The 13,798-nt window shown below is 64.9% G+C and carries 12 protein-coding genes and 1 pseudogene; 5 read left to right on the forward strand and 8 right to left on the reverse strand.

Annotated elements, in window-relative coordinates:
* Positions 1-126: 126 nt before the first annotated feature.
* Positions 127-1,116 carry a sulfonate ABC transporter substrate-binding protein gene (locus AWB79_RS31705; protein ID WP_061171396.1) on the forward strand — a complete coding sequence of 330 codons (990 nt, stop codon included), beginning with the start codon at positions 127-129 and terminating at the stop codon, positions 1,114-1,116.
* Positions 1,117-1,139: 23 nt separating this feature from the next.
* Here the strand turns inward: AWB79_RS31705 and AWB79_RS31710 are convergent, their stop codons facing one another.
* Positions 1,140-1,367 (reverse strand): hypothetical protein, encoded by a 228-nt coding sequence (locus AWB79_RS31710; RefSeq protein WP_061171397.1) that lies wholly within the window; start codon positions 1,365-1,367, stop codon positions 1,140-1,142.
* A gap of 290 nt (positions 1,368-1,657) precedes the next feature.
* On the opposite strand from AWB79_RS31710, the gene AWB79_RS31715 reads away from it, so the two are divergent.
* Positions 1,658-2,851, forward strand: a complete 1,194-nt coding sequence (locus tag AWB79_RS31715; RefSeq protein WP_061171398.1) for a porin — start codon at positions 1,658-1,660, stop codon at positions 2,849-2,851.
* 49 nt (positions 2,852-2,900) lie between these two features.
* Here AWB79_RS31715 and AWB79_RS31720 read toward each other — a convergent pair whose 3' ends face one another.
* The 6 genes and pseudogenes from AWB79_RS31720 to AWB79_RS31745 form a co-directional block, all read right to left on the reverse strand.
* Positions 2,901-4,253: an LLM class flavin-dependent oxidoreductase gene (locus tag AWB79_RS31720; protein WP_061171399.1), complete on the reverse strand. Its 1,353-nt coding sequence runs from the start codon at positions 4,251-4,253 to the stop codon at positions 2,901-2,903.
* 22 nt (positions 4,254-4,275) lie between these two features.
* Positions 4,276-5,142: a transporter substrate-binding domain-containing protein gene (locus tag AWB79_RS31725; RefSeq protein ID WP_061171400.1), complete on the reverse strand. Its 867-nt coding sequence runs from the start codon at positions 5,140-5,142 to the stop codon at positions 4,276-4,278.
* Positions 5,135-5,917, reverse strand: a complete 783-nt coding sequence (locus AWB79_RS31730) for an ABC transporter permease (RefSeq protein ID WP_232471083.1) — start codon at positions 5,915-5,917, stop codon at positions 5,135-5,137. The genes AWB79_RS31725 and AWB79_RS31730 overlap by 8 nt, the downstream gene beginning before the upstream one ends.
* 61 nt (positions 5,918-5,978) lie before the next feature.
* A complete protein-coding gene (locus AWB79_RS31735) occupies positions 5,979-6,818 on the reverse strand; it encodes an ABC transporter ATP-binding protein (protein ID WP_061171401.1) in 840 nt (279 codons plus the stop codon).
* Entirely contained in the window at positions 6,815-7,894 is a 1,080-nt protein-coding gene (locus AWB79_RS31740) for an ABC transporter substrate-binding protein (protein ID WP_061171402.1), read from the reverse strand. The genes AWB79_RS31735 and AWB79_RS31740 overlap by 4 nt, the downstream gene beginning before the upstream one ends.
* 161 nt (positions 7,895-8,055) lie before the next feature.
* Positions 8,056-8,754: pseudogene (locus AWB79_RS31745) on the reverse strand (GNAT family N-acetyltransferase); the annotation flags it as partial.
* 246 nt (positions 8,755-9,000) lie between these two features.
* Between AWB79_RS31745 and AWB79_RS31750 the strand changes: the two are divergent.
* Together AWB79_RS31750 and AWB79_RS31755 are read left to right on the forward strand one after the other, a co-directional pair.
* Positions 9,001-11,199: a TonB-dependent receptor gene (locus AWB79_RS31750; RefSeq protein ID WP_061171404.1), complete on the forward strand. Its 2,199-nt coding sequence runs from the start codon at positions 9,001-9,003 to the stop codon at positions 11,197-11,199.
* Between the two features lie 80 nt (positions 11,200-11,279).
* Entirely contained in the window at positions 11,280-11,843 is a 564-nt protein-coding gene (locus AWB79_RS31755; protein WP_061171405.1) for a hypothetical protein, read from the forward strand.
* A 21-nt stretch (positions 11,844-11,864) separates the two neighbouring features.
* Here the strand turns inward: AWB79_RS31755 and AWB79_RS31760 are convergent, their stop codons facing one another.
* Positions 11,865-12,383, reverse strand: coding sequence for a winged helix-turn-helix transcriptional regulator (locus AWB79_RS31760; RefSeq protein ID WP_061171406.1), 519 nt, complete (start codon positions 12,381-12,383; stop codon positions 11,865-11,867).
* A gap of 199 nt (positions 12,384-12,582) precedes the next feature.
* Between AWB79_RS31760 and AWB79_RS31765 the strand changes: the two genes are divergently transcribed.
* On the forward strand, positions 12,583-13,764 hold the full coding sequence (locus AWB79_RS31765; RefSeq protein ID WP_061171407.1) for an MFS transporter: 1,182 nt from the start codon (positions 12,583-12,585) through the stop codon (positions 13,762-13,764).
* Positions 13,765-13,798: the final 34 nt, after the last annotated feature.

Genomic DNA, 13,798 nt, shown 5'->3' on the forward strand with positions numbered 1-13,798 from the left:
GCAATGCATATGACGGCCACCGCGATGTCGATATGTCGATTGCTACGTTGGCCGCGGTCAAAGCGCGCTTTAGCATCGATGCTCCCGAAATGCGCTCGTCGCGCTCCTCATCCATTGATCCACCTCATGTCAAACACCAGAACACACAAAGACCGCCGCGCGTTTCTTTCCTTCTCCGCCAAGGCCGCGCTGAGCGCCGCGACCTTCGCGGCCGTGCCGGCATCGTTCGCGCAGCAGCCCGCGCACGGACAGCCGCGCGTGCTTCGCATCGGCAATCAGAAGGGCTATCTGAATCTGCTCAAGGGACGCGGCACGCTGGAGAAGCGGCTTGGCGCGCTCGGCGTGACCGTGAGCTGGACGGAGTTCTCCGCCGGCCCCGTGCAACTGGAAGCGCTCAACGTGGGTTCGATCGACTTCGGCGATGTAGGCGAAGCGCCGCCCATCTTCGCGCAAGCCGCCGGCGCGCCGCTCGTGTATGTGGCCGCCACGCCCGCGCGGCCGAAATCCGAAGCCGTGCTGGTGCCGGCGCAATCGGCCATCAAGACCGTGGCGGAGCTGAAGGGCAAGCGCGTCGCGCTGAACAAGGGCAGCAACGTGCACTACTTTCTGGTCAGGCTGCTGCGTCAGCACGGCCTGCAGTATCGCGACGTCGAACTCGCCTTCCTCGCGCCCGCCGATGCGCGCGCGGCCTTCGAGCGCGGCTCGATCGACGCCTGGGTGATCTGGGACCCGTTCCTCGCCGCCGCGCAGACGTCCCTGAACGCGCGCATCCTGGCCGATGCGAGCGGCGTGGTCGGCAATCGCGCTTACTACTTCTCGTCGCAGGACTATGTGGCGAAGAATCCCGATGTGATCCGCGTGGTGATCGACGACATCAAGGCGGCGGATCAATGGGGCAAGCAGAATCCCGACCAGCTAGCGAGCGAGCTCGCACGCCTCTGGGGTCTGCCGAAACCCGTGGTCGATCTCGCGGTGAGCCGGCAGGTGTTCGGCACCGAAGCGATTACGCGCGCGATCATCGGCGAGCAGCAGCAGATTGCGGATACCTTCGTCGATCTCGGGCTCATTCCGAAACATGTCGATGTGTTGAAGGCCGCGCCGCCGAACCTCGCCTGACTTGCCGCAGCGCGCCGCGAGTTTCACGACGGGCCGCGGCGCGTGCGCGTGCTGCGCTGATCGATCCATAGCCGCGCCCAGCGCGCCGCATAGGCTCTCGCGTGCTCGGCTTCGAAGAAGTAGTCGAGCGCGTCGAACGTAAAGGAGGCGCCGGACGCTGACGTGCGATTCTCGATCGTCAGGTTCGCCGCATAGAGTCCGCTCGGCAGCGCATGCGCGGAAGGCGCAACGTCATATCCCTTGTATCGCATGAAGTCTTTCCACGAAGGCGTTTTCCGGACGAAATCGTCCCATGCGGTACATGCTAGTCACCGACGCGCGCGATACCAACGAATGCTTTGGCGAAAGCTAATCAGCGACGGCATGCGTTGATCATCTCGATATCGCCTGCCGCCTTCATCCATTTTCCATTCCTCTCAGGATTACAAATTATTGATCTGCGTCATTACACATGAGAAATGGATTGTTCGGCTTCGGTAAGCGTGACCGTAAGATCGGCTTCCCCAAGAACTCGTGGTTAACACGTAAATAAAGGAAGCAAATGAAGCGAGTCGCACTCTCCGGCGCAGCCGGTATCCTGGTCGCCCTTCCCGGCATCGTGCAGGCGCAAAGCTCCGTTACGCTGTACGGACTCGTCGACGCCGGCATCGCCTATACGAACAATCAGCGCGGCGCGCATAACTTCCAGGCGACGAGCGGCAAGCTCAACGGCAGCCGCTGGGGCCTGAAAGGCGTCGAGGATCTGGGCGGCGGCTACAAGGCGCTGTTCACGCTCGAAAACGGCTTCCGCGTGAACGACGGCGCGCTGGCGCAGGGCGGCCGCGAATTCGGCCGGCAAGCCTTCGTGGGCGTCGCGAAGTCGGGCATCGGCACGTTCACGCTTGGCCGTCAGTACGATCCGAATACCGATCTGGTCGCAGCCTATGCGGGTCCCGGATTCTGGTCGCCGTCGACACACGTCGGCGACAACGACAACCTGAACCAGACCTTCCGCATCAACAACGCCGTGAAGTTCCGCAGCGACACCTTCGCCGGCTTCACGGTCGACGCGCTCTACGGCTTCAGCAATCAGGCCAGCAATGGCGCGGGTCAGGGCTTCGGCAACAATCGTGCGTGGGGCGTCGCGGCGAATTACGTCAACGGGCCGCTTTCGCTCGGCGGCGGCTATGTGCGGCTCGATCATCCGAACGTCGCGACGAACACCAGCGGCGCGGTGGGCGGCGCATCGACCACCAGTGGCGACGACTACAGCGGCGCGTTTTTCTATGGCATCAACGGCGGCGTGACGCGTCAGCAGATCGCGGTGGCCGGCGCGAACTACGCGTTCGGCGGCGCGGCGACGCTGGGCTTCGCTTTCAGCCATACGCAGCTCGACTACAACGACGGCTCGTCGCGCAAGTTCAACAACTACGACGTCAACGGGCGCTACAACGTGACGCCGACCACGACGCTCGTCGGCGTCTACACCTTCACCGACGGCCGCGCCAACAATCTGCCCGGCACCAATGGCGCATCGCTCAAGCCGCGCTGGCATCAGTTCACGCTGGGCGTCGATTACGTGTTGTCGAAGCGCACGGACCTGTATCTGTCGGCGGTGTATCAGCTCGCATCCGGCGATGCGTCGACCCGAGTCGGCAACGGATATCAGAAGGTCGCGGCGATTGCGGACGCGGGTGCGCCTTCATCGACCAACCGGCAGGTGGCTGCGTTCGGCGGCGTGCGGGTGCGCTTCTGATGTGAAGCCTGCGCCGCGCCCTATCGACGGGCGCGGCTTCGTGAAGGGATCAGGCCGCCTGCTCGTGCGCGTGACGCGAGCGCGGCTTGTCGAGGCCGAGATGGTCGCGCAGCGTGCGGCCTTCGTATTCGTTGCGGAAAAGTCCGCGCCGGCGCAGTTCCGGCAACACCAGTTCGATGAAATCATTCAGCGAATCCGGCAGCAGCGCGGGCATCACGTTGAAGCCATCCGCGCCGTGATGGACGAAGCGTTCCTCCAGCGCATCGGCGATCTGCGCGGGCGTGCCGACCAGTTGCCAATGTCCGCGCGCTCCCGCGATGCGTTTATACAGCTCGCGGATCGTGAGGTTCTCGCGGCGCGCGAGGTCGATCATCAAGGTCTGGCGGCTCTTGCTCGCATTGGTCTCGGGCAGCTCGGGAATCGGCCCGTCGAGCGGATACGCGGACAGATCGAAGCCGCCGGTCAGATTCGACACCATCGCGAGCCCGACGACCGGATCGATCAGCGCCTGCAACTCGTCGAACTTCGCACGCGCTTCGGATTCGGTGCGGCCGACGATCGGCATCACGCCCGGCATGATCTTGAGCGCGTCAGGATGACGGCCATGGCGCGCCATGCGGCCTTTTACGTCGGCATAGAAGGCGACGGCGTCATCGAGCGTCTGCTGCGCCGTGAAGATCACCTCGGCCGTGCGCGCAGCCAGTTCCCTCCCCGCCTCCGACGATCCCGCCTGCACGACCACCGGATGTCCCTGCGGCGCCCGCGCAACGTTCAACGGCCCACGCACCTTGAAGAACTCGCCGCGATGATTCAGCACATGCCGCTTGTCCGTATCGAAGTAACGCCCGGATGCCTTGTCGCGCACGAACGCGTCTTCGTCCCAGCTGTCCCACAGGCCCGTCACCACATCCGCGAATTCCGCGGCGCGCTGGTAGCGATGCGCGTGCGCGAGATGCTCGTCGAAACCGAAGTTGCGCGCTTCATGCTCGCTTGATGACGTCACGAGATTCCATCCCGCGCGCCCGCCGCTGATGTGATCGAGCGACGCGAACTTGCGCGCGATGTGATACGGCTCGTTGAACGAAGTCGACGCCGTGCCGACCAGACCGATGCGCTCCGTGAGCGCCGCAAGCGCCGAGAGCAGCGTGAGCGGCTCGAACTGCGCGACGTAGCTGTGCGCGGTGCGGCTCAGGAACTGCGCGTCGTCGCCGCGCGTGCCGGAGCCATCGGCCAGGAAAACGAGATCGAACTTGGCCGCTTCCGCTGCCTGCGCGAGCTGCGCGTAGTGCGCGAAATTACTGCCGGCATCGGCCACCGCGTGCGGATGCCGCCACGCCGCGATGTGATGCCCGGTCGGATAGAGAAATGCGCCGAGGTGCAGATGCCCGCTTCGTCGAGTCATGGGTGGATGATCCTTTGAGTTATCAGTGGCAATACAGATCGTTCTGCGCGTTGAACATCTCGAACGCGAGTTGCGTCGCCTGGTCCTCGCGCGCGGCTGTCAGCCAGCGTTGTCTGCGCCAGTCCTGCAAGACGTTTTCGATGAACAGCGCGCTCGCGAAATCGCCGCCGCGCGTCGCGACGAATGCGGGCGCGGCGCCGAGCGTGCCCGGCAAAGTCCGGTAGTACGCCCAGTCCGGCTGTCTGAGCAGCTTGCGGATCACGTACTCGTCGTCGACCAGCGCGGCGCATTCGCCCGCCTGAAAGGCGAGCAGCGCATCGAGTGGACGGTCGTAGTCGTGCACGCTCGCGTGCGCGCGACGCGCGGCGTCCCGTGCGAACGGACTGCCGCGCGACACGCAGATCGAAGCGCCCGACAGGTCGCGCCATTCGCGCACCTTGCCATGCCGCAATACCAGCGCCACGCCGCGCCCGGACGTATAAGCGCTCGGCGCATACGAAAGCGCGCGGTCCGCGCCGAAGGCAAGCCCGGCGATGGCGATATCCGCCCTGCCCGAGCGCAATGCCTCACGCGCGTCGCGCTCGTCGGCCGGCAGCAGCACGACGCGCAGTCCCGCGCGCCGTCCGATGTCATCGGCGAGCGCCGCCGCGAAGCCGTCCGGCGCCCGCGCGAAATGATCGACGCGGCCGACGTTGAGCATCGGCGCGGGACGGGAAGGCACCGCGACGATCAGCGCGCCGCGCGCAACGGCGGCGGCGAACGGCCGATCCGCGCCGAAACGATCGCGCCACGGCACGGAGGACAGCGCCACGCATGCCATCACGGACGCGGCGAACCAGCGCATCCATCGGCTGGAGCCGCGCATCGGCCCGTAGCGGCTTTCAGCCATTCTGCGCGAGCCCGACACGCCAGCGCAGCAGGCGACGCTCGAGCAGCGAAAGACTCTTGTTGATGAGCAGGCCAAAGAGCGCGAGCAGCACGATGCCCGCATACATGTCGGGAATCTGGAATGTCTCCTGCGAGTTGAGCGTGTAGAAGCCGAGCCCGGAACGCGCGCCGATCATCTCCGCCGCGACCAGCGCGGTGATGCTGTACGCGCCCGCGAGCCGGATACCGGTCAGTATCTCGGGCAGCGCGGCGGGCAGCACGACCTTCGCGAAGATGAAGCCTTGCGCTGCGCCCATGGAACGCGCGCAATCGATGAACACGCGCTCGACCTGCTTCACGCCCGAGATGGTGTTGAGCAGCACCGGCCAGAATGCGGCCCACACGATGATGGCGATCTTCGACGATTCGCCGATACCGAGGAACAGCATGAACACCGGAAACAGCGCGAACGCCGAGACCTGCCGGAGCAATTGATAAAGCGGATCGACGATTCGCTCCGCGCGACGGAACCAGCCGAGCGCGAATCCGCAGACCACGCCGCCGGCCACCGCCAGCAAGAGGCCGCTGACCGAGCGCAGCGCGCTCGCGCCGAGGTGCCTCCAGACTTCGCCGCTGTCGAACAGATGCGCGATGGCGAGCGCCACTTGCGACGGCGGGCTCAGATACGCCGCGCTCACGACGCCCGTTCGCGGCAGCAATTCCCACAGCAGCGCGAACACGACGAGGGCGATCGAACGCTCGAAGGCCGCCGACCAGCGCACGCCGCGCGCCTTCACTCCGCGATGCCGCGATGCGATCGGCACCGGGAAACCGCGCACACTTCGTTGCTCTGCCACGTCACGCTCCTGTCAGTGATTCGGCGCCGCGCACGCGCCGCGCGTTCTGCTCGCCATCCAGTTCCGACTGCAGGCTCGCCCACGCGCGCTGCCGCAACGCGACGAACGCGGCGTCGTGACGTACCGAGGCCGGGCGCGGACGCGGCAGATCGATTTCGATGATCTCTTTCACGCGGCCCGGCCTGCGCCCGACGACCGCGACCCGATCCGCCAGAAAGATCGCTTCGTCGATGCTGTGCGTGACGAACACGACCGTCTTTGCGCTCTGCTCCCAGATGCCGAGCAACTCCTGCTGCAAGGATTCGCGCGTTTGCGCATCGAGCGCGCCGAAAGGCTCGTCCATCAGCAGAATCTCGGGGCCGTAGGCGAGCGCGCGCGCGATCGCCACGCGCTGCCGCATGCCGCCCGAAAGTTGATGCGGATAGTGATCGGCAAAATCGAGCAGACCAACGAGACGCAGGAAGCGCTCGGCCTCGCTGCGCCGTTGCGCGCGCGTCACGCCGCGAATCTCCAGCCCCGTTTCCACGTTCTTGCGCACGGTGCGCCACGGAAACAGCGCATAGCCCTGAAACACGAAGCCGAGCTTGCGGCGCGCGGCGCTGACGGACTCACCGTCGATGGTGAGCGAACCGGAAGTGGGCGGCGTCAAGCCCGCGAGCAGGTTGAGGAAGGTCGATTTTCCGCAGCCGCTCGGCCCGAGCACCGCGAGAAATTCGCCTTCGCGCACGCTAAGGTCGAAGCCGTCGAGCACGATTTGCCGCGACTGCATCGCTTCGTTGAGGTATGCAAGCGAAAGATCGCGTGCGACGATCTTTTCGCGCGCCGTGAACGTCCCGCTCATGAGCGCGATCCGTTCGCTGGCGCCGCGTTCGCCTGCGACTCCTTCGCGGCCAGCGGGTTGTACTGGTTCGTGTACACGTCCTTCACCTGGACCTTGCCCTTCGGAATCTTGCCGGCCTGCTCCAGAATGTCGATGTAGTACTGGATCGGCGGCTCCGTCACCACGAGATCCTTCACATAGGCGTAACGCTCGACCAGCTTGACGTCGATGCCCAGCCGCTCGGCCGTGAGCTGCCGCGCTTCGTCGGGATGCGCGTTGACCCAGTTTCCCGCCCGTGCGATGGCAGCGACGAAGTCCTTGACCGCCTGCGGATGCGCGCGCGCGAACGCGCCGTTCACGCTGTAGGGCGCCATGCCGCCGAGCCCGTGGTCCTCGTCCCAGTCGCTCCAGAGCTTGTGCAGTTGCGGATCGGCTTCGGCCGCGCCGGAGAACGGCGGATGAATGATGGCGACGTCCACGTTCTTCGTGACGAGCGCCTGCTGCGACTGGTTATCCGGCACGACCAGCCAGTTGACCTTCGACACGTCCACGCCGTGCTGCGACAGATACTTCTTCGTGACGAATTCCGCGCACGCGCCAAAGCTGTTGAACGCGACGGTCTTGCCCTCGAAGTCCTTCGGCCCGCGAATGCCGGAGTCCGCGCGCGTGAAGTACTTCATGTGCGGCGCGTCGGGCAAGGTCTCGCCGCCGGCGGAAATGACCTTGATGTCCGCGCCGCTCGCGATCGCCGAGATGACGAGCGGCACCATGCGCGTGCCGAAATCGATCTCTCCCGTGCCGACGAGCGGAATGATCTGCGGCGCGGAGATTTTCCCGACGTATCTGGGCCGTGTGCTCGTGCCTTCGAAATAGCCGAGCTTGTCGGCGAGATAGACGAGATCGAACGCGGGGTTGTCGGGATACTTGAAGTAAGTCACCTCCTGACGCGCGGCCTGCGTGGGCTCCGGCGCGGAGACGCGCGCCGTTTCGTCATGAGGCTTGCACCCGCCTAGCAGGAGCAGCGCGGCGGCCGCGCAAACCGCAGGCAACAGGTGACGGCCAGCACGTGGCCGATGATGCGAGAGTGACGCCTTCATAGGATCGGAATGAGGAGCAGGAGTGAAAGTGTTACGGCGCCGCGCGACCGGCGGCGCCTTGCTCACTCATTCTCACGCGGGCCGTGAGACGATCAAACGAAGCAAATCTGATTAGCTGACGCAGTGAAACGTGAATAGCAAATTCAGCGCTTGTCCTCGTCCCGTAGCTGAGCGAGCGATGCGCGCTGCTTGCCGTTTGCGTCGAAGTTGTCATCGGCGAGCCAGCGCTCGAACGCGTTTCGAACACGCGGCCAGTCCTGGTTGATGATCGCGTACCACGCGGTGTCGCGATTGCGTCCCTTGTAGACGATCGCCTGCCTGAAGATGCCTTCGAACTCGAAGCCGAGACGCAGCGCGGTCTTGCGAGAAGGCGCGTTGAGACTGTCGCACTTCCATTCGTAGCGGCGATAGCCGAGGTCGTCGAAGACATAACGCATCAGCAGATACTGCGCTTCCGTCGAGATGCGCGTCTGCTTGAGCAATGGCGAGAACGTCACGCTGCCCATTTCGATCACGCCATGCACCGGCTCGATGCGCATCAGCGCGAGCGTGCCGACCGCCTTGCCGCTCGCGGAATCGATGACGGCGTAGTGAAGCGGATCGGTGGAGGCTTCGGCCTTCGTCAGATAGTCGCGGAAGGTGTCGAAGTCGCTGAACGGGCCGACGAAGAGATAGGTCCAGTCGCTGCCGTCCGGCGCGCGGCCATAGGCTTCGAAGAGATCGGCTGCGTGGCGCGAGACGTCGAGCGGCTCGATGCGGCAATGCGCCCCGTCGATGCCGATGCGCGCGGGCCGTTCGCGCGGTGTCCAGTCGGGCACCGATTCGCCGATCTGCTGCTGATACTCGTTGGTCTTCGTCATGTGTCGCGGTCTCCTGGGTGTGAAAGGGGCGTCGGGGTATTAAGGTACATCAAATGTCCGGCCGCCCGGCGCGCGCGCCAGTACCGCAATGTCGCGCGCCGCACGAACCCCGCCCGCGTCGCTTTCTCCCAACGCTCCCGTCGCAGCAAAAGTTTTGTACCACGTGTTTAATTGTTACATTACAATTGCGAACGATTCGCATTCCAGCAAACATTCAACCCGCCCTTCCTTCAAAAGATCAGAGCCATGTCACGTCGGGGAACTCAGCAGCACTTCAATCAACGTACTGCGGTGTCATGGGCAGTCGAACGTCTTTTCGTGGGACTGGCCGCCGCAGCCGCGCTGCAGGGAAGCGCTTACGCGCAGAGCGCGGCGACGACGGAAAGCGACGCGCCCCAAACCACCGCGCTGCCCGCCGTGATGGTCAAGGCCACGGCGACGCCCGGCGAATTGCCCGCGCCCTACGCGGGCGGACAAGTGGCGCGAGGCGGTGGTATCGGCGTGCTCGGCGCGGCGAACGTGATGGACCAGCCGTTCAACACGACCAACTACACCGACGAATTCATCCGCGACACGCAGGCCCGCACCATCGGCGATGTCGTCGTCAACAATGCATCGGTGCGCACCGAACAAAGCGCCGGCGGCTTCGGCGACGTGTTCGAGATTCGCGGCTTCGCCGTCCAGGCAACCGATGTCGCGCTCAACGGGCTGTACGGCATGGTCTCGGCGGCGCGCGTGCCGGTGAATCTGCTGGAGCGCGTGGAAGTGCTGCAGGGTCCGGGTTCGCTCATGTACGGCATGGGACCGGGCGGCAGCATCGGTGGGGCGATCAACATCGTCACCAAGCGCGCGGACGACCAGCCGCTGACGCGTCTCACCGCGCTGTATCAGTCGAAGGCGCAGTTCGGCGTCGCCGCCGACGTCGGCCGCCGCTTCGGCGACGAAGGTCAATGGGGCATTCGCGTCAACGGTCAGTTCAAGGACGGCGAGACCGGCATTGCGCACGGCAATCAGCTTCAGGGCGACGGCGCGGTCGGGCTCGACTATCGCGGCAAGCAGTTGCGCTGGTCGTTCGACGCCTACAACGTCTCCGAGAACACCGACGAACTCCGCTCGCAGATCGGCCTGGGGACGGCGACCGCGGTGCCGGACGTGCCTTCGGCGTACAACAATCTCTATCCGGGCTCGAAGCTCAAGCTGCGCGACTCCGCGCTCATGACGCGCCTCGAATACGACGTCAACAAGTACGTGACCGTGTACGGCGCGGCGGGCGAGCACTACGGCACGTCGGAGCAGAATTTCCCGTCGGCGACGGGCATGACGGCGGGCGGCGCGTTCAACGTCAGAAACGGCTACTACGACCAGTACACGCGCACGAAGTCCGTCGATGCGGGCTTGCGTTTCCACTTCGACACCTTCGGCGTCAAGCACACGCTGGTCACCGGCGTGACGAGCCTGAATCAGGAGATCGGCTACTTCTACGCGCTGGCGCCGGTCTCGCAGACCGTGGCATCGAATCTCTACAGTCCGACGCCCCTGCCGCCGATGACCACGCCGCGCGGCGACATGCAGCGCACCAGCCAGACGCGCCTGAACAGCCAGCAGGTAATCGACACGATGTCGTTCTTCGACGACCGTCTGCTGATCACGGGCGGTTTTCGCCGTCAGACGATCGGGCTCGACAACTACGACCCCGGCACGGGCGCGCGCACCAGCACGCTCGATCAACAGGCGATTTCGCCGCTCGCGGGCATCGTCTTCAAGCCGCTTAATAATGTCTCGGTGTACGGCAACTTCACGTCCGGCCTTTCCAACGGCAACACCGCGCCTGCGGGAACGGCCAACGCGGGACAAGCCTTCGCGCCGTACAAGTCGAACCAGTACGAAGCGGGCGTGAAGGCAGACTGGGGCCGCGTGATGACATCGGTGTCCGTGTTCCAGATCTCGCAGCCGAACGGCGTCACGAATCCGGTGACCAACATCTATGGCTATGACGGCCGGACCAAGGTGCGCGGCCTCGAACTCGCGGCCTACGGCGAAGCGTTCCGCAACCTGCGCCTGATGGCGAGCGCGACCTTCTACGATCCGAAGCTCGAAGGCACGGCAGGCGGTGTGAACGATGGCAACGATCCGGCGGGCGTGCCGAAGTTCGCCTTCAACCTCGGCGCGGATTACGACCTGCCGTGGGTGCCGGGCCTGAGCGTGAACGGCCGCATCATCCACACCGGCGCGCAGTACTACAACGCGAGCAACACGCTGCGTCTGCCGGCGTGGACGCGTTATGACGTCGGCGTGCGTTATGGCGTGCGCATCGCGCAGAAGGATGTCGTGTTCCGCGCGAATGTCGAGAACCTGTTCGGCAGCCGTTACTGGATTCAGCAGGGCACGTACATCAGCAACGCCGCGCCGCGTACCTTGCTGCTGTCGGCGCAGATCGACTTCTGATGGTTTGTCGGCGAGTCGGCACCCTTATCTGACACAACCCGAAGCTATACTGTCACGCGCCTCCAACCCACGACATCGACATGCGTAACCGTCTTGTTTCGACTCTGCTTCTGACCGGCAGCACGATTCTCTTCGGTGGATGTGCCGCCTCGCTGCAAACTCAAGGCTCCGCGCCCGCGGGCCAGAAAACCGCCGAGACCAGCATCACGGTGCCATCGGCTTCCACCCATACCATCGTGCTGCGAATGAGCGGCTCATCGGTCGCGACGGGCGCGTCCGACTGGCCGCGCGTGCAGACCGAATGGCGCGAAGCGATGCAGGGCGCATCGCAGGAAGCCAACTCGGTTTTCGTCGATGAAACCGTCAAGCGCACGCAGCAGCGCGGCGGCGGCACGGTCGTCGACGTCTATGTGGAAGACTTTCACTTCGTCGCGCCGGGCGCGCGCTATACGCTCGGCATCATGACGGGCAACGCCTTCATTCAGGCGCGCGTGACGTTCCGCGACTTGCAGAGCGGCCGCGTGTTCGGCGAGCGCAGCTACAACACGTCGTCGTCGGCATGGCAGGGCATCTTCGCACCCACCAGCGACAAGCAGGCGCGCGCGGTCGCGGCGGATATCGTCAAGCAGATCAATCCGCGATAGTTCAGCGCCGCCGCGCGCGCATCACCCTTTCTTCTTCTCTTCGCCGAGCACGCGGCGGTTGCGGTTTTCGATGACCGATTGCGTTCTCGTCGTCGCACCGGGCCCGGGCGCGAAACGCACGTCGCGGAACGACAGCGAGCGCCCGCTCTTCCCTTGCACCGCGATGGACTTGACCGGCTGGCCGCTCGCCTGATCGACGAGCGCGACGGGCGGCTTGCCGTTCGGCGCGAGCCACCGATCTCCCCACTGCATGAGCGCGACCAGCACCGGGTAGAGCTCGTTACCCTTTTCTGTCAGACGATAGCCGAACGTGTTCGCTCGTTCCGCGAGCGGATAGCGCTCGAGAATATCGAGCTCGATGAGCCGTTCGAGACGCGCGGTCAGCACGTTCCTCGCGATGCCGAGTTCGGACTGAAATTCGTCGAAGCGCGTGGTGCCTTGCGTGCATTCCCGCACGATCAGCAGCGACCACCATTCGCCCACTTCATCGAGCGCGCGCGCGATCGAGCAATTCATTCCGTCGAAGCGCTTTCTGTACATGCCGGTTCCTTGACGAACGAAGTTTCTTCACGCAACTCTACGGCATTTCTTCCCGCTTGTCTCGCGCGTCCCATCACGTCATTTCCTCGAATTTCGAAGAACTGCTAGTCGATTATCGATAGTGGCGTGACAAAACTCCGTTGCGTATAGTTTCGTCACACCACTAACCCGAGGCACCATTCTTCGGAGGGAGATAACCATGGATCGCCGTCTTCTCACACTCGCGCTCGGCATGTTCGCGCTGGGCACCGACAGCTTCGTCTTCGGAGGCATCCTGCCTTCCATTGCTGCGTACTTTCACGTCAGCATCGGCGCGGCGGGGCAATTGATCACCGTGTACGCGCTCACGTTCGCGCTGCTCGCGCCGACCATCGCGGCGCTCGCCGCCGGCATTTCGCGCAAGCACCTTCTCTTGAGCGGCATGGGATTGTTCATCGTCGCCAACGTCGGGACGATCCTCTCGCCGAACCTCGGCGTCGCGCTGGTCACGCGTGCGCTGGCGGGCGTCGGCGCGGCGATGTTCTCGCCGACCGCGAGCGGCACCGGCACGATGCTGGTTCCGCCCGAGCGACGCGGCTTCGCGCTCTCCGTGATCGTCGCGGGTCTCACCACCGCGACCGCGCTGGGCACGCCGCTGGGCGCGGTCATCGGCGGTCTGGCCGACTGGCGCTGGACGCTGGGCTTCGTCGCCGCGCTGGGCATTGCGGGATTCGTCGGCGTGTGGGCGCTGCTGCCGGAAGTGCCGCTGCCGCCCGCAATCTCGCTCATCAAGCGCTTCGCGCCGCTCGCCGATTCGCGCGTCGGGCTGATTCTCGCCACGACCGTGCTCGCGCAGATCGGCACGTTCATCATCTACAACTACGTCGCGGTGGTGTTCGACCGCGCCACCGGCGGCAGCCCGAGCGTGCTCGGCGGGCTGCTCGTGCTGTGGGGGCTGGCCGGCACGTTCTCCAATCTGCTCGCGGGCCGCGTGCTCGACAGGATCGGCTCGCGCAAGGTCGTCACCGTGATGCTGATCGCCGTGATCACCGCCATCGTCACGATGCCGTGGACGACCGTCCATCTGTGGAGCGCCGCCATCGCGATGTTCGTCTGGGGCGCGTGTGCGTGGGGCGTGCTCGTGCCGCAGCAATATCGCCTCGTGAGTCTCAATCCTTCGATGGCCGCCGTGCTGGTGGGGCTCAACACGTCGGCGACTTATGTAGGCGTGTCGGTGGCGGGCGCGGTGGGCGCTGCCGCGATTCCCGTGATCGGCAGCCACAGCCTCGGCTATCTAGGGAGCGCGGTCGTCGTCCTTGCACTCGTGTTCTCCGAAATCGCCCAATGGCGTGTCAACGCCGTCGAGAACGGCAAGTCGATGAAGGCCGCCGCGACCATCTGATTTACATCGTTTCCCGTAGCAGTCGATTGCCTCT

Source organism: Caballeronia hypogeia, from assembly GCF_001544875.2.
Lineage (GTDB): Bacteria > Pseudomonadota > Gammaproteobacteria > Burkholderiales > Burkholderiaceae > Caballeronia > Caballeronia hypogeia.